Genomic DNA, 14,836 nt, shown 5'->3' with positions numbered 1-14,836 from the left:
GTTGCCGCGAGTGTGCGCATGCAGCCTCCTGTATGCCTGGTTGAAGTGAGATGCCGTCAGAGCACGGCGTGCAGAATGTTCCCGGCACAACGGCCGTGAAAGAAGTTGACCCCGACTTCCAGGGTCGCGCCGCGCCGGTCGGAAAACCCCAGCCCGGTGCCGAACAACCCGCGCACCGCTTGGCCGCCCACCGTCAGTTCGTGGCTCTGCGGGTGCTTGCACAGGTTGCCGTCGCGCTGGTCCAGGCGCAGTTGACGGCCCTGGGCATCCAACAGCCCGGGCAATCGGGGTCGGTAACCGGTGGCATTGATCAACAGCGCACCGCGGGCGAGCCAGGGTTGCGGATCGGTGGAGCCGATGTGCAAGACGACACTGGCGCGCGCGCCAGCCTCGATCTGCAGCAGGGTGTCCTGGGCGGCGCCGCGCAAGCCGCAGAAGCGGTTGACCTCGCCACTGTCCTCATCCACCCGGTCCTGGGCCCCCAATGGCGCGGCAACCCGGGTCGAGGCCGCCCACAATGCCGGGCGCCGACGGCACAGGACCTGGATCGACCCCAGGCCGAGCAGTCCGGTGAAACGCTCAAGCAGGTAGCCGACCACGGAAAAGGCGCTATGACTGCCCCCCAGCACCACCACTGGCCGCCCTTGCTCCAGGGTCTGGCGCAGGATCGGGTCAACCCGCCCCCGCAGCACCCGGTCGGAGCACAGCACCGAAGTGGCCGGCATCGCCTCCTGCGGTTGCAGCTCACGCACCCGGGCGCCACAAGCCAGCACCAGGTAACGGCTGGAACTGTTACCCCAGCCACCACTGACCGTGAAGCCATCCGCCTCGCATCGGACGTCCTCGACCCCGTGGGCAAAATGGATCGCCGCCCTGGGGTGAGCCTGACAGCGCTCGATGATTACCTGCGCCAGTTGACGCAGAAACGCCGAGACCTGCACCAGGGGCACTACCTGCTCCGGAACCTGCAACCAGCGTTGTACCTGGGGTTGATCCAGGCACTGGGCAAACACCCCGTCGCGGCGAATGCCGCCAAGGAAATCGGCAATCGGCGAATTGGCTTCGATTTCGTAGCCCAGGCCATCCCACTGCTCCAGGGAGGCACTGCGCTCATGCACCTGCAACCCGCAGTCGAGCAATTGCTGCAAACGGCCATTGCGATCTGCAGTAATGAACAGACCCAGGGCCGCGGGCCCGAATCCGATGATCTGTAGCAAGGTATCCATGGCGTTATCCCTTTAAGCAATTGCATGGGATCGGCCCGGCGTGCGCCGGTACGATCAGAATGAATAGGAAAGCTCCAACGCCACGTGGGAATCGCTGGCCAGCGCATCCCAGACCACGTCGCTCGCGGAACTGTTGATCAGCGCCGCGCTGACACCGGCCCGCACTGCATCGCTGAGCCCCAGGTCGAGGGAGGCGCTGAGCATGTTGTTGCGCAGATCGGACGCCTGCGCGGTGTAGCCCAGGAACACCGAGGACAAATGGGCATCGTTGAGTTCCAGGCGCGCCCCCAACAGGAACTTGCGATCAAAGATGCTCACCGGGGCCAGGGGCTGGTCACGGTCGTGGTGGTATTCACCGATCAGGCTCAGGTCGGCATCGCGCCAGGCCCGGGTAATCGCGTATTCGAGCCCCACCGACAGCTTGCGCGAGCTGTAGGCATTGTCGCTAACCCGCTGATCCAGGGCCTCGAGCTTGTACAACCATTGTTCCCTGACCCAGATCGCATCCAGCCCCCATTGCGTGACCTCGGTGTACTGGGCCACCAGGCTGTCACCTTCGGCGCGCAATGCCGGCGACCGATTGGTGCCCTTGAAGTAGCTCAGGCCGATGTCCAGGTCGGCCACCGAGACGAAATAACGCGCCGCCAGATCCAGGGAATCCGGATCGGCACCGTGGATGTACTCGGCCGCTGGCTGGACCCGGTAAGCGGCAAACCGCGCCGGCTCGCTGTAGAACTGCACCGGTTCGAAGCCGTCGAGCAGGTACAGGCTCAGATGCCCGGGCCCCAGGGTGCTGCCCAGCTTGATGGCTTTCTGCGAGAGCTTTTCTTCCGGTTGCAGACCGTCGAGATTGTCGTAGGTGTTGATCACATCCACCAGTTGGCGGGTCTCCATGACGCCCCAATGCTCCTTGATCCGCCCCACTTTCAGCTCACGGTTGTCCTGCTCGAGGAGCACGAACAGCTCATCCCAATAGAAACTCGGCCGCGGGTCCCTGGACCCGCTCTCCAGGTAGCGCGGGTTGACCACCAGGCGCAGGCGCAGGCTGTCCCAGCTCTGCAGGTACTGGTAGTCCAGGCCCAGTTGCGCGGTGCCGGACAGCTGCCCATCGTCAACGCCCTCGGCCGGCGATGAGCTGAAGAAGTAGCGCTTGAGCGCGATCTTCGCCGACAACCCCTGCTCCGCCTCGGCCTGCACCTGGGTGACGCTCCAGCACAGCCCCAGCAGCAACGCCTGGAGCCTGCGGTGGACCTTGCCTGGATTCATTGCGTCAGGTTTCCAAGCCTTGCAGGTTCAAAAGCGTCCTCCCGGATGCCGGTGCGAAACTGCACGTCGGAACTGACCAGCACGGTTTGCCGACCGGTGATGTGATTGACCATGGTCATGTTCAGGGCACGCCAGTAGCGCCCCAGGAACAACTGGTAGTCACCCAGGGTCAGGGTCTTGAACTTGCTGCCCTTGCGGTCGTAGTACTCGGTCTTCATCTGCCGGTAGTCGGTCTTGTTGTACCAGACCCAGATCGACGAATAGCCCGAATACGGATACAGCGGCACCTGCTTGACCACCGCGCACTGGAAGTCGCCGCAGGGTTCGTCGCGCAACCATTGGTAGTCGTAGTTGCCGACTTCCATTGAGCCAATGTCCTCGTAGGAAAACTCGCTGCCCGAGAACGACCCGGAACGGTCGGCCGCCGCCACCCGTTTGACCCGCTTGAGGGCCGGCAGGTACAGCCAGACCTGATCGCCTTCCTTGATCTTGGAGTGGATCAGCACCCGGGAATTCTTGATGTTCTCCGGGGCCTCGAAGGTCAGCAGCACCTTGTCGCCCACCGCCGTGCTGGCGGTTTCGAAGCTGTTCATGCGCATGAAGCGGTCGGTGCTGGCGCCCTCCTTCTCCACCAGGGTCAAGCGGATTCTGGCACTGGTGTCCTGGTAGCCCAGGTCACTGTCGCGCCAGTGATGGGCGTATTGCTGCCCCAGTTCCTGCTCCGGGCTGGCCAGCGATGTCCCCTGGTACAGCAGTGCGCAGAGTGACAGGCAGACGCTCGATACGGCATTGCAGTTCATTGTCGATTCCTTCTCTGAATACGGGTCGGGTTCAGGCTTCGCGCGTGGCCATTCGCGTGGCGGCGCGGCCCCACAGGAAGCGGTCAAAGGTCAGCAGCACCAGGGGCAGGCACAGAGCGTCGAAGATCAGTCCGAGGAAAATCGCGATGACTGCCAGCAGGCCGAAATCGGCGTTCATCGAAAACGGCGACAAGGTCATCACCATGAAGCCCGAGGCGAGAATCACCGCATTGGCGAACACCGACGGCAGCACATGCTGGTAGGTCAGGCGCAGTGCCTCTCGTGGCGGGTGGCCCTGCACCAGGCGCAGCTCCTTGTAGTGGCTCATGATGTGGATCGTGGCCTCGACGATCAGGCCGTAGACCACCACGCAGACATTGATCGCCGCGGTATTGATCTCACCGCGCCACAGGCCCCAGAGGCCGAACATGATGAAGAACGGAAAGACGTTGGGCAGGATGCTGATCAGCCCCAGGCCGGCGTTGCGCAGGAACAGCGCGACCATCAGGGTGATGGTCACCAGTTCGAACAGCAGGCCATTGACCATGTACTCGATGCTGATGTGCGTGAGGTTGGCAAACACCACCGCCTCGCCGGTGCCCAGGCTCGGCACCAGCGCCGCACGATCGGCATGGGTCTGCCACCAGTCATCGGCCCGCTGCTTGATGTCGCGGATCTGCTGGGTGTCGAGCCGGCTCAGGGTCACCACCAGGCGCGTGGCCGACTTGTCGATGTTGATCTGGCTGCCCAGGTCGAGGCCGAACGGCAGCGACATTTCGTACACCAGCAGCATCTGTGCCGCCAACGCCGGGTCGCTGGGCAAGCGGTATTCCCCGGCCTGCCCGCCGTTCATGGTCTGGTTGAGCTTCTTCAGGGCATCACCGAGGGTGGTGACCGAATCGACTTCCGGCTGAGTCCTGAGCCACTGGGCGAAACGGTCCAGTTCGACGAGAAAGCCCGGATCGGAAATATCGCTCTTGGCCGAGGTGGCGACATATTCCAGGCGATAGATCCCGGACAGGTTGTCCATGGCGAACTCGGTGGCGTTGCGCACCGGGATGCTGGTGTCGAAGTTCTCCACGATCCGGTCATTGATCAGGTTGTTGCGCGCCGGCTCGATCGCCAGCACGAACAGCACCACAAACCCCAGCAGCCAAAGCTTCGGGTAGCGCAACAACGGCTCCATGTACAGCGAATAGCGCCGGCTGGCGGCCCCCTCAAGCGGCTTGAGCCGCAGCAGCGGGATCAGCACCGCGGCCACCGAAATGGTCACCAGCAACGCCATGACCGCACCGATGGCCGCCAGCACCCCGAACTCCTTGTAGGGCGGCGACGCGGCGAACACCAGGCTATAGAAACCCACGGCATTGGTCGCCGTGCCAATGGCAATCGGCTTGATGGTGTCCTTGATCGCCGCGCAGGCCAGGTCCACCCGGCGCTGGCCATACTCAGCGCTCATCTGCCGCGCGGCGGACAGCACGTGCATGATCTCCGCCACCGAGGTCGCCAGGACAATGGTCGGCAGCAGGCCGGTCAAGGCCGTCGCCTCAAAGCCCAGCCAGCCGCTGGCGCCCAGGGTCGCGGCGGTGGCCATGCTGATGGCGATCAGCACCACCAGCAGGGCGCCAAGACTGCGCAGCATCAGCACGCTCACCAGCAGAATGATCAGGTACATCAACGGCGTGAGCACCGCCATGTCTTGCTGCGCCGCTGCCGGATAGGCCGCCTCCACGGCCGCCAGCCCGGTCAGGTGCACCTGCAGTTGCGGGTTCTTGCGGGCAAAGTCATCCAGCAGGCGCTGGCCTTCGGCGGTGGCGGCCAGCGCCGCATCCAGGGTCTGTGGCGGAAACTGCAGGGTGACCAGCACCCCCAGCGTCTGGCCATCGCTGGACACCAGGCGCTTGACCAGTTCGATGTCATTGCGTCCCAGGCGCTCCATCAACTCGATGTGGGACGGCGTCAGGTCCGTGGGCTCGCGTACCAGGGCCTCGACATGCACCGTGTCGCCTTCGGCGAACACATGCTGGAAGTTGGTTACCGAGTCCACCCGATAAGCGTGGGGAATGTGCCAGGCCTGTTGCGTCAGCTCATGCAACTGCTCCAGGTACTCCCGGGTAAACACCGTGCCCTTGGGGTTCTTGATCACGAACAGCAGGGTGTCGGACTTGCCAAACTGCCGGTGCAAGGCGTCCAGTTGCTCGACGGTTTTTTCGCCCTCGGGAAAAAACGCCCGGTAGTCGGCGGCGAAGCGGATCGAGGTCATCCCCCAGGACAACCCCGCGACCAGCGCCAGCACCAGGGCAAACAGCCAGAAACGGTAACGCTTGAGCACGCGCTCGAAGGTCGAAGTGGCCATCAATGCTGTCCTCCACCGATGCGCCCAATGACTTCCAGCAACTGCCCGACGCCGTCGTCGACACTGCGCCCTGCCGTCTCGATCAGGCACTCGCAGGCCGTCGGCGGCTGGTAGGCACTGTCAATCCCGGTGAACTCCGGCAACAGGCCACTGCGGGCCCTGGCATACAGGCCCTTGGGGTCGCGCGCTTCGCACAAGGCCAGAGCAGTGGCGACGTGCACCTCGATGAACGACGGCGCGGCAAACAACGCCCGCGCCCGCTCGCGGTCTTCAATGAATGGCGAAATCGCACTGACCAGGACGATGTAGCCACTTTCGTAGAACAGCCGGGCAACCTCCCCCAGGCGGCGGATATTCTCCTTGCGGTCGGCGGCGCTGAATTTCAGATCGCTGTTCAACCCGCCACGCAGGTCGTCGCCATCCAGGACCCGCACTCGTGCGCCCAACTGCCCGAGCCGCGCTTCCAGGGCCCTGGCCAGGGTCGACTTGCCGGCCCCCGAAAGGCCGGTGAACCACACACACAACGGTCCATGGACGAACCGGCCGGCCGCCTCGCCGAGGGAGGCGATAGCGCCGGTGTGGCCCTTGCCTGTGTCATCGATATTCACTGTCACGTCTCTCATAAACAGATCCAGTAGGTTCACTCGTACACCGAGCGGATGATTCGGCAGGGATTACCTGCCGCCAGTACCCCGGCCGGGATCGAGCGTGTCACCACGCTGCCGGCGCCGATGACGCTGCCATCGCCGACCTCCACCCCGCCCAACAGCACCGCCCCCGCGCCGATCCACACATCGTTGCCCAGCACAATCGGTGCCGCCCGCTGCACGCACTTGAGGCGAGCGTCGATGCGCACCGTACGTGCCCGGGGGTCCAGGGGGTGGGCGGTGGTCATCAGCTGTACGCCGGGCGAGAGGTAGGTGCGATCGCCGATGAGGATCCGGTTTGCGTCCAGAAAGGTGCAGTTCATGTTGATAAACACCTCATCGCCAATCTCGATATGCACCCCGTAATCACAATAAAAGTTGGGTTCTATCCAACTGTTCAGGCCCACTCGCTTGAGTAACTTCGCCAGCAGGGCCTGCTGTTCCTTGAACGCCAGAACAGAGCAATCGTTAAAGCGTCGTTGCAATGCCTGGGAGCGAAAACGCATGCGCGCAAGTTCCAGATCAGGCGTACAGAACCACTCTCCCGCGAGCATCAACTCGCGGGCCGAACGACTTTCGTCGATCACAATGCGTGGTGATTGAGAAACGTCCATGTCCAACTCCGAAGTTCTGGAAAGTCAGGCCTGGGGCAACTTTTCATAGGTCGATATATGTTTGAACGAGCCCTCGACGAAAGGCGTCTTGTCCCAACTTGACCAGCGCTGCACCAGGCGCATGCCCGCCAGCTCGGCCATCAGGTCCAGTTCCGCCGGCCAGGCATAGCGCAGCTCCACCGGAATCACTTTCACCCCTTGCTCCTGCATGCGGATAAAGCGGCAGCTGACCCGCTGCGCGACGGCATCCAGGCGCGAAGCTTCCAGCAGCACTTCGTTGCGCTCCAGGCCGCCGACATAGACCGGCTGGTCCTTGCCGTAGCGCGACAGGTCCGGATAAAAGGTCTCGATCACCAGGCGTCCATGGTCCTTGAGCAAGGCGCTGGTGGCCTTGAAGCAACTGACCTGGGCGGCCTGGGACAGCAGCAGGAACAATGAACTGAAGGTGCAGAAGGCCAGGCTGAACGGACCGCCCCCGACCCCTTCCAGGGTGGCGAAATCCGCCTCGGTCAGGGGAATGCCGGCCGCACCGGGCTTGGCCCGCAGCTTCTCCAGCATCGACGGTGATGCATCGACGCCATGCACCTGCACACCGCGTGCATGCATCGGCAAGGCGAAACGCCCGGTGCCGATCCCCAGCTCCAGCACCGGCTCGCGGGTGCCGGACATTGCCACCAGGACCTCGATGGCATTGGCCGGAGCCTCGCCGTACAGGTCGTCATAGATATCGGCCAGGGTTTCGCCGTAAGTGCTGGCATCGTTCATGTGCTCATTCCACTCTGTGGTTTTTTCAGGGCAATAAGGTCCCGTGCGGGGGATATGATCCCCCGCAGGAAACAACCGTTAGTTAGGTGTTCAGTTCAAAAGACTATTGATTGATTGCTTGCCTTACATAATCAGCAAGATGCTTCTTTTGAACATCCGATACAGCAAACAACTTGATATGCCTGCGAAACTTTCCAGAGCCTTCGAGCACCCCGTGCGGGTCGTCGAACAGATAGCCCTGACCAAACTCCACCGATACATGGTCGGTATAGGCATAGACCCCGCAGAACGGCGCTGCACGGGAAAACATGATGCCCCCGTACTTGACCATTTCCGCGACGCCGCCGCAGGTTTCCTCCACCACCTGGCGCACACGCTGGACGATGTCCAGCAAGGCTCCGTGGGTGCTGCCGATGTCCTCGAGCAACGCCAGGACCGCATCCTCGGTTTTAACCATGACCGCGTACTCCCTGGCAGCCCGCAACCTCAAGCCCGGTGCTCACTGGCCCACCGGAGTGCACAACTCGACCAGGGTTCCGGCCGGGCAACGCACATAGGAAACCACCTGCCCCCAAGGCTTGTGCTGAATAGCCGCGTGCTCGGTGGCGCCGGCGGCCAGGGCCTTGGCATGGGCCTTGGGCACATCATCGGTGACCAGGGCGATCTCGATGCCCAGAGGTTTGTGCTGAGGGCTGCAGAACTGGTAGCCGCCTTCACAATTGGAGTCCGCCAGGCCGCGGCTGGCGAAGGCCAGGGTCGTGGCGCCACTGTCGAGTTCACCGTAATCACCGGACTCGTCGAGGAAACGACGGGAGAAACCGAAGGCGTCCTCGAAGAAACGGATCGAGGCTTCAACATCGGGAACATAAACAATCGTGTATCCAAACTTCACAGTGTCACTCCTTTAATTACCCTGTTTATGAGGCTCCTGGCGCCTGGGTGGCAGCCTTGGAGCCGAGGCGAATTTTCCCGGTTAGCGGGGCGATCCGCCAGTGCAGAATCAGCCTGGAACAGCACTTTCAGACACTCCACATCATGGCCCGCAGCCACTAGTGAGCCGCCTGCCGGGGTGGCCACTGGGCGCGCACGCCTGTGGTCACCAGCGTTCATGTCCCTGCCTGGCGGTCATCCGCCGCGCTGACTTCGCGCACCGCCGCCGCCAGGCTCAGCAAAATCTGCTCCAGGGCCGCCCCGGAAAGAATGCTGTAGTGGTCACCAGCCAGGGTCAGGCAATGGGCGTCCCGGTCCTGTCCGGCCAAGGGACGCAGCCCGCTGGACGGCTGCTCGACGCTGGCCTGCAGGTGCCAGGTCGGGCAAGCCGGCGCTCGGTAGCGATAATCGAGCAAGGCGGCGTAGTGCCGACAGAACAAGGCAAAGCGTTCCTGGGTGGCGCTCTCGCAGACTTCGGCTACCGCCTGGCCCGTGGCCTGGATCTGGGCGCAATGCTCCAGGTCGTCCTGGAACAGTTGCTGCAACAGGCTCGGCGGCAATTGCACCACGCTGTCCAGCGGCGCGCCCGCATCGAGGGTCACCAGCGCCAGTTGCTGACGGCCGCGGTCACTGAGCAAGCGGGCCATTTCCACCGCCAGCACGCCACCGAACGACCAACCGGCCAGCACCACCGGACGTGCTGCCTGCAGGCTGTCCTGCAATTGCTCCAGGTACTCCAGGGCCTGATCCTCAAGCGTATCGAAACGCTGGCCAGCGTCGGCACACAGGCCAATCACCTGGAAGTCCTCGCGGGTGGCACGAATCATCGGCCAATAGCACGACAACGCCCCGCCCACCGGGTGCACCAGCACCAGCAAGGGTTGCGGCTCACCGCTGCCGGCGCAGAAATCCACCCGGTTGCGGTGCCGCCGGCCCGTGCCCTGCATATGCCCGAGCAAGGCACTGACCGAGGGATAGGCGTAGATGTCCGCCAGGCTCAGGTCCAGCCCCAGCTCAGTGTTCAACCCCAGCAGGATGTGCACCGCGTGCAGTGACGAGGCGCCCATGTCGAACCATGAATCAGCCGCGCCACGTACCGCCGGCAACACCCGCTGGACGCAGCTCAGCAGCAGTTCCTGCCGGGCCGAGAAGCCCACCTCCTGCACCGGCTCGCCGGGCTCGCAAAGCCCTGGCAGCAAGGCCACCAGCGCCCCCCGATCCACCTTGCCGTTGGCGCTCAGCGGCATCTGCGCCAGCGCGAACAACTGCACCGGCAGCATGTAGGGATTGAGGTACTGCGCCGCGAAGGCCAGCAACTGCGGGCCACTGGGTGCCGGCTGACCGGCGACGAAAAACCCGTACAAGGCCCCGGCAGCGTCTACACACACCGCCACCTGTTCGACCCCGGGGGCGCGTCCCAGCACCGCATCGATCTCCGCCAGTTCCACACGCATGCCATTGAGCTTGACCTGCAAGTCCTCGCGGCCGAGAAACTCGATCTCCCCGTCCATTCGCAGCCGTCCCATGTCACCGGTGCGGTAGACCCGCTGCTGCAACCCGGGCTCGATGAAGAAGGCCTGCTCGGTCCGTTGCCGATCATGGATGTAGCCCGCTGCCAGGCCGTCGCCGGCGATGTACAGCATGCCCTTGACCCCAGGCGGGCAACGCCGGCCCAGCGCGTCGAGAATGTAGAACCGCTGGTTGCTCAGCGGCCGGCCATAGGGAATGCTCGGCCACTCGGGGTGCACTTGCTGGACCTCGAAGCAGTTGGACCAGATGGCCGCCTCGGTGGCGCCCCCCAAGGCCACGAAGCGCGAACCCGGTGTAAGCTCCCGCAGGCGCTCGGGCAACCCCAGGGCGATCCAATCACCGCTGGCCATCCACAGGCGCACACTCGCCGCCGGCGCCGGCAGGCCCACCGCCCTGGCGTAGCCCAGGGCCATTTCCATGATCGCCGGGACCGAGTTCCAGACAGTCGCCCCATGGGTCCGTGCCGCGTCGAGCCAGGCCTGGGGCTCGGCCCGCTCGCCATTGGCCGGCAGGATCAGCGCACAGCCGCACAATGCTGGCATGAACAGGTCGAACACCGACAGGTCGAAGCTGAACTCACTGACCCCCAGCAGCCGGTCCTGGGCGTCGATGGCAAAGCGCTCGCGACAGTCCAGCAGGGTATTGAACGCGGCGCGATGGCTGACCGCCACCCCCTTGGGCGTGCCCGTGGTGCCGGAGGTGAACATCAGGTAGGCCAGGGAACTGTCCACCGCCGGATAAGCCGGTGCGATAGCGGCGCCCTGCGCCTCCGGCGACGCCAGCCAGTGCCGGTAGTCGAGCGACCAGTTCACCGGCGATGCGAGCACCGCCGCGATGTCCGCAGCATCGTCGCCCAGCACCGTGGTGGCCGCTGCCTGGGTGATGATCGAATGCACCCGGCGCACCGGAGAACTCTTGCTCACCGGAACATAGGTCGCCCCGGCCATCAGTACCGCGTAGATCGCCACCACATTGGCGCTGTCCCGACTGCCGCGCACCACCACATGGTCACTGGGCCCCACGCCGTTTTCATTCAGGTGGCTGGCCAGACGACTGGCCAGGCGCAACAGTTCGGCAAAACTCAGACTGCTGCCAGCGCTCAACAGCGCCGGCGCATCCGGGCGCAGCGCCGCTTGCCTGGACAGGCCCTGATGCAGAGCCTGCCGAGGCAGCGGCCGCGTGCAGTGATTGAAGGCATCGACCCGGGCCAGCAGTGACTCAGGCAAGGCCAGCTCGCTCAGCTCCCAGGTCGACGGCTGGTTGGCCAGGCGCTCCAGGGCGCCATGAAAATGCTCGAAGGCCTGGGCGACAAGCCCGGGCTCGAACAAGCCCTCGCGCTCGTCCCAGGACAGGCACAGGCCCGCCTCGCTTGCGAAGGCCTGGGCGTCGATCCAGATCTGCGGCGTCATCATCGCGTGATCGGTCTGTTGCAGCGGTGGCGCCGGCAGGTCCATTTCCAGCAACGAGGAAAACACATAAGGCATCGGCGGCTCGCTGCTGTCGAGACGCTGGTCGTGTTCGCGAATCCATTCGCGGACCACTGACACGCCATCGTAGGCGGCATGCTGCAGCGCACCGTACAGGTCCTGCTGGACCCGCTGGGCGCAGGCGGCAAAGGCCAGGGGTTGGGATGGCAGATCGAGCAGCAGGGTATCGGCGAAATTGCCGATGGTGCGGGCGAACTCCGGCCCCAGCAGCGTCCGGGTGCTGTACATGACGCTGCAGGTCACCGTGGTCCTGCCCGACCAGCGTGCCAGGGTCTGCAGATACACCGTCAGCAGGACCGCATTGAGCGACACCCGGTGATGCCGTGCCGCCGCACTCAGCGCCTGCTGCAGCGCCGGCGTCAGGACCACCCGATGCTCGATGAAGCGCGCCGGTGTTGCACTCGCCTGCCGACGCCGAGCCAGCGGCAGGTCCGGACCCGCAGCCAGTTGGGGAATCTTTTGCAGCCAGTAGTGCCGGGCCTTGAAACGCGCCAGGCGTTGGGCCCGGCTCCACGCCGCGACTTGCGCCGGGGCATAGCCCTGCGCTTGCAGAGGACTGTCTCCGGCGACCAGTGCCAGCAAGTCACCGATAAAAATCTGCACCGCCGGGGCATCGAACAGCGCCAGCCGATAGACCACATGCAAACAGCGCTCATGGGGACCTGCCACCAGCACCAGGCGAAACAGCGGCTGCTCCGCGGTCAACGGCGCAATCGGCATGGCGCTGTCCGCCAGGGCCGTGCAACGCCGTGGGTCCGTCCCCTCTGCAGCGACCTGCTGCTCGACCATCAGTTGCGGCGCGACCAGCGGCTTGAAGCGCGGGGCCTGGGCGTCCAGGGTGTACGCCAGGATCGGGTGCAAGGCCAGCAGGCGGGGCAATGCTGCTTGCAATTGCGCGGCCGTGGGCACCGCGCCGGCATAGACCAGGTGCAGATAGGCAGCACTGCCCTGGCTGAAAGCCGAATGCTCACCCAGCCAGTAGGCCTGGCGCAGCCCGCCAAGGTGAGACGCCAGTGGGTCCGTCGGGGCCAGGTACGCCAGCAGGCGACTCCTCTCATGACCCACTAAATGGCGGATATCTTCAGGCAGTCCGTCTGCGCCGCAGTAGTAGCGCAGGCGCCCGCCATCTTCATAGAGGTGCACACCGCGCTGTTCCCAATGCTCGATCAATGTCGCCATCGCCTGGCTCATAGTTCACCCTCGCAGATTGCCCCGGCACGCCGGTCGGCCGCCCCCTGCAGCACGGCGGCAACAAACTCGCCGAGGGTCGCGGTGCCGACGATCAGGGTCAGGTCAATCCCGTCCTCGCCGCACAGTTGCGGATGCAGTTGTTCGAGCAGTGCACACAGTTGCAGGGCCTGCAACGAGCTGCCCCCGATGGCGAAGAAGTTCTGCCCGGCATGCAACTGCTCCTGCGCCACCTTCAGCAAACGGGCGCAGAGGCCCAGCACGTCGTCCATCACCTGAGTCTGCAGCGGTACCGCCGTTGCACTACACATGGCCGGCTCCCACCAGTGCCGCGGCGGCCAGGGCATAGCCATCAGTGCCCAGACCGGCAATGAAGCCGTGGCACAGGGGCGCCAGCAACGAACTGTGACGGAAGCTCTCGCGGGCAAACAGGTTGGAAATGTGCACCTCCATCCAGCGCCCCGGGTAGTCCTGCAAGGCATCGCGCAGGGCCCAGCCGGACATCATCAGCGCCCCCGGATTGATAATCATCGCCTCGGCCTGATGCTGGCTCTCGATGAAGTCGATCAACTCGCCCTCATGGTTGCTTTGTCGGGCCAGCACCGTCCAGCCACGGGAGGCGGCGACCGCGGTGACCTCAGCGGTGATCTGGTCCAGGGTCTTGGTGCCATAGACCTGCGGTTCGCGCAGCCCCAGGCGCCCCAGGTTGGGGCCGTTAAGCAGGAGTAATGTCGGCATGGCGAGCCACCTCCAGCAAGGCCAGGATCTGGCCTGGCGCAGTCAGTTGATAGGTGCTGGGATAGCGCCGGATCTCCTCGCCGGGATGATCCCAGAGCGCCAGCGCGGTCTGCATGCCCGACGCCTGGCCGCACTGCAGGTCAGCCAGGGCATCGCCCACGAACAGGCAGCTCGCCGGGTCCAGATGCAACTGTTCGACAATCATCCGGGCCATGTCCGGCGCCGGCTTGGGATTGGCCACGTCGTCGCTGCCGACGATGCAGGAGAAATACTTCAGCAGGCCCAGGTACTCGAGAATCGCCACCGTGCGCCCATGGTCCTTGCCCGTGGCGATCGCCATGGGAATGCCCCTGGCATGCAAGCTCGCCAACAGTCCCCCGACGCCTTCGAACACGCGGATGCGCTGCATTCGCGCGTTGCTTTCACGCATGAACACCGGGTGCATCTGCGCCGGCAGCCCCATGATCTTCATGATCTGCACAAAGCTGCGTCCCAGGTGCTTGCAGTACTCGCTGAACGGTGGTGGCTCGACGTCCGCCCCTACCACCTGGGCATGGGCCGCGTGGTAGGCCTCGCGAATCACTTGCTTGCTGTCGATCAAGGTTCCGTCGAGGTCGAAGATGACTGCACGGATGGGCAATTCAGACATGGCTCGCAGCCTCCATCGCCGCTTGATGATTCAGACCTCGATCCACCGTGGCCGCCATCGACTGCACCGCCAGGGGCAAGGGTGAGAGGAATGCCGCAACCCGGGTGAATTCGCCGTCAGGGTCTTGCAGCACCCGTTGATAATCCAGTTCCAGCAGTTGCATGTTCGGCCGCGAACGGACCCATGCCAGCACCTGGGCCACATGCTCGCGATACAGCCGCGCCAGTTCCTCGACCTCCTGCCCTCCCCAGACCTGACCGCTGTGGTGCTCGGCCATGTCTCGCTGGGAACGGATCACCGCATCGATATCACGGTGCATGAACAACACCCGATACCCGTGGGTCGCTGGCAGGTGCTGGAGAAAGCGCGACACCAGCTTGACCGCACGGCCGCGGGCCTGGTCCATCCACCCCAGGTAGCCGTCGCGGGACTTGACCGCTTCCCATTCGAAATAGCCATGGGGATTGCGCTCATCGCCCTGGCGCAGGTTGTCAGTCAGCGGTGCCAGGCCGGCACTGGCCAGGGCACGCATCATCATCGAGGTGCCGCTGCGCGGCAGCCCGGAGACCACGGACACGAAGCCGCCATCGCCAGCAACGCAGTCCGCTACATTCATGCATTCATATTGCTTAAGCATCCC

The 14,836-nt window shown here is 64.3% G+C and carries 14 protein-coding genes; all 14 read right to left on the bottom strand.

What is annotated here, in order from left to right; all coding sequences use genetic code 11:
• Nucleotides 1–56: 56 nt before the first annotated feature.
• The 14 genes from LOY69_RS12660 to LOY69_RS12595 all read right to left on the bottom strand — a co-directional run bounded on the left by LOY69_RS12660 (nucleotide 57) and on the right by LOY69_RS12595 (nucleotide 14,833).
• Nucleotides 57–1,226, bottom strand: coding sequence for a hypothetical protein (locus LOY69_RS12660; RefSeq protein ID WP_110653501.1), 1,170 nt, complete (start codon nucleotides 1,224–1,226; stop codon nucleotides 57–59).
• A 54-nt stretch (nucleotides 1,227–1,280) separates the two neighbouring features.
• Nucleotides 1,281–2,492, bottom strand: coding sequence for a hypothetical protein (locus LOY69_RS12655; protein WP_265074658.1), 1,212 nt, complete (start codon nucleotides 2,490–2,492; stop codon nucleotides 1,281–1,283).
• Complete coding sequence (locus LOY69_RS12650; RefSeq protein ID WP_102864344.1) at nucleotides 2,489–3,292, bottom strand: outer membrane lipoprotein-sorting protein; 804 nt, start codon at nucleotides 3,290–3,292, stop codon at nucleotides 2,489–2,491. Before LOY69_RS12650 ends, LOY69_RS12655 begins: the two co-directional genes overlap by 4 nt.
• Nucleotides 3,293–3,323: 31 nt before the next feature.
• Nucleotides 3,324–5,648: an efflux RND transporter permease subunit gene (locus LOY69_RS12645; RefSeq protein WP_265074657.1), complete on the bottom strand. Its 2,325-nt coding sequence runs from the start codon at nucleotides 5,646–5,648 to the stop codon at nucleotides 3,324–3,326.
• Nucleotides 5,648–6,271, bottom strand: a complete 624-nt coding sequence (cysC, locus tag LOY69_RS12640) for an adenylyl-sulfate kinase (protein ID WP_265074656.1) — start codon at nucleotides 6,269–6,271, stop codon at nucleotides 5,648–5,650. Before cysC ends, LOY69_RS12645 begins: the two co-directional genes overlap by 1 nt.
• Nucleotides 6,272–6,288: 17 nt before the next feature.
• Nucleotides 6,289–6,909 (bottom strand): sugar O-acetyltransferase, encoded by a 621-nt coding sequence (locus LOY69_RS12635; protein WP_102864341.1) that lies wholly within the window; start codon nucleotides 6,907–6,909, stop codon nucleotides 6,289–6,291.
• Between the two features lie 24 nt (nucleotides 6,910–6,933).
• Entirely contained in the window at nucleotides 6,934–7,674 is a 741-nt protein-coding gene (locus LOY69_RS12630; RefSeq protein WP_102879854.1) for a class I SAM-dependent DNA methyltransferase, read from the bottom strand.
• 103 nt (nucleotides 7,675–7,777) lie between these two features.
• Entirely contained in the window at nucleotides 7,778–8,131 is a 354-nt protein-coding gene (locus LOY69_RS12625) for a DUF1801 domain-containing protein (protein ID WP_123393316.1), read from the bottom strand.
• A gap of 42 nt (nucleotides 8,132–8,173) precedes the next feature.
• Nucleotides 8,174–8,566, bottom strand: a complete 393-nt coding sequence (locus LOY69_RS12620) for a VOC family protein (RefSeq protein WP_102864339.1) — start codon at nucleotides 8,564–8,566, stop codon at nucleotides 8,174–8,176.
• A 214-nt stretch (nucleotides 8,567–8,780) separates the two neighbouring features.
• The gene (locus LOY69_RS12615) at nucleotides 8,781–12,800 is read right to left on the bottom strand and encodes a non-ribosomal peptide synthetase (RefSeq protein ID WP_265074655.1); all 4,020 of its coding nucleotides are present in this window, start codon (nucleotides 12,798–12,800) and stop codon (nucleotides 8,781–8,783) included.
• A gap of 8 nt (nucleotides 12,801–12,808) precedes the next feature.
• Nucleotides 12,809–13,120 carry a phosphopantetheine-binding protein gene (locus LOY69_RS12610; protein ID WP_181433975.1) on the bottom strand — a complete coding sequence of 104 codons (312 nt, stop codon included), beginning with the start codon at nucleotides 13,118–13,120 and terminating at the stop codon, nucleotides 12,809–12,811.
• The gene (locus tag LOY69_RS12605) at nucleotides 13,113–13,547 is read right to left on the bottom strand and encodes a type II 3-dehydroquinate dehydratase (protein ID WP_110653507.1); all 435 of its coding nucleotides are present in this window, start codon (nucleotides 13,545–13,547) and stop codon (nucleotides 13,113–13,115) included. Before LOY69_RS12605 ends, LOY69_RS12610 begins: the two co-directional genes overlap by 8 nt.
• A complete protein-coding gene (locus LOY69_RS12600) occupies nucleotides 13,525–14,196 on the bottom strand; it encodes an HAD-IA family hydrolase (protein WP_102879858.1) in 672 nt (223 codons plus the stop codon). The genes LOY69_RS12605 and LOY69_RS12600 overlap by 23 nt, the downstream gene beginning before the upstream one ends.
• A complete protein-coding gene (locus tag LOY69_RS12595) occupies nucleotides 14,189–14,833 on the bottom strand; it encodes a sulfotransferase family protein (RefSeq protein WP_213666148.1) in 645 nt (214 codons plus the stop codon). Before LOY69_RS12595 ends, LOY69_RS12600 begins: the two co-directional genes overlap by 8 nt.
• Nucleotides 14,834–14,836 lie beyond the last annotated feature (3 nt).

The sequence above is a fragment of the Pseudomonas sp. B21-059 genome (assembly GCF_026016285.1).
GTDB classification, from domain to species: Bacteria; Pseudomonadota; Gammaproteobacteria; order Pseudomonadales; family Pseudomonadaceae; genus Aquipseudomonas; species Aquipseudomonas danubii.
This window is presented reverse-complemented; position numbering and strand designations above follow the sequence as displayed.

Excerpts from the sequence above, each read along its gene's own strand:
- LOY69_RS12660 (WP_110653501.1), bottom strand. The coding sequence starts at position 1,226 with ATGGATACCTTGCTACAGATCATCGGATTCGGGCCCGCGGCCCTGGGT.
- LOY69_RS12655 (WP_265074658.1), bottom strand. The coding sequence starts at position 2,492 with ATGAATCCAGGCAAGGTCCACCGCAGGCTCCAGGCGTTGCTGCTGGGG.
- LOY69_RS12650 (WP_102864344.1), bottom strand. The coding sequence starts at position 3,292 with ATGAACTGCAATGCCGTATCGAGCGTCTGCCTGTCACTCTGCGCACTG.
- LOY69_RS12645 (WP_265074657.1), bottom strand. The coding sequence starts at position 5,648 with ATGGCCACTTCGACCTTCGAGCGCGTGCTCAAGCGTTACCGTTTCTGG.
- cysC (WP_265074656.1), bottom strand. The coding sequence starts at position 6,271 with ATGAGAGACGTGACAGTGAATATCGATGACACAGGCAAGGGCCACACC.
- LOY69_RS12635 (WP_102864341.1), bottom strand. The coding sequence starts at position 6,909 with ATGGACGTTTCTCAATCACCACGCATTGTGATCGACGAAAGTCGTTCG.
- LOY69_RS12630 (WP_102879854.1), bottom strand. The coding sequence starts at position 7,674 with ATGAACGATGCCAGCACTTACGGCGAAACCCTGGCCGATATCTATGAC.
- LOY69_RS12625 (WP_123393316.1), bottom strand. The coding sequence starts at position 8,131 with ATGGTTAAAACCGAGGATGCGGTCCTGGCGTTGCTCGAGGACATCGGC.
- LOY69_RS12615 (WP_265074655.1), bottom strand. The coding sequence starts at position 12,800 with ATGGCGACATTGATCGAGCATTGGGAACAGCGCGGTGTGCACCTCTAT.
- LOY69_RS12610 (WP_181433975.1), bottom strand. The coding sequence starts at position 13,120 with ATGTGTAGTGCAACGGCGGTACCGCTGCAGACTCAGGTGATGGACGAC.
- LOY69_RS12605 (WP_110653507.1), bottom strand. The coding sequence starts at position 13,547 with ATGCCGACATTACTCCTGCTTAACGGCCCCAACCTGGGGCGCCTGGGG.
- LOY69_RS12600 (WP_102879858.1), bottom strand. The coding sequence starts at position 14,196 with ATGTCTGAATTGCCCATCCGTGCAGTCATCTTCGACCTCGACGGAACC.
- LOY69_RS12595 (WP_213666148.1), bottom strand. The coding sequence starts at position 14,833 with ATGCTTAAGCAATATGAATGCATGAATGTAGCGGACTGCGTTGCTGGC.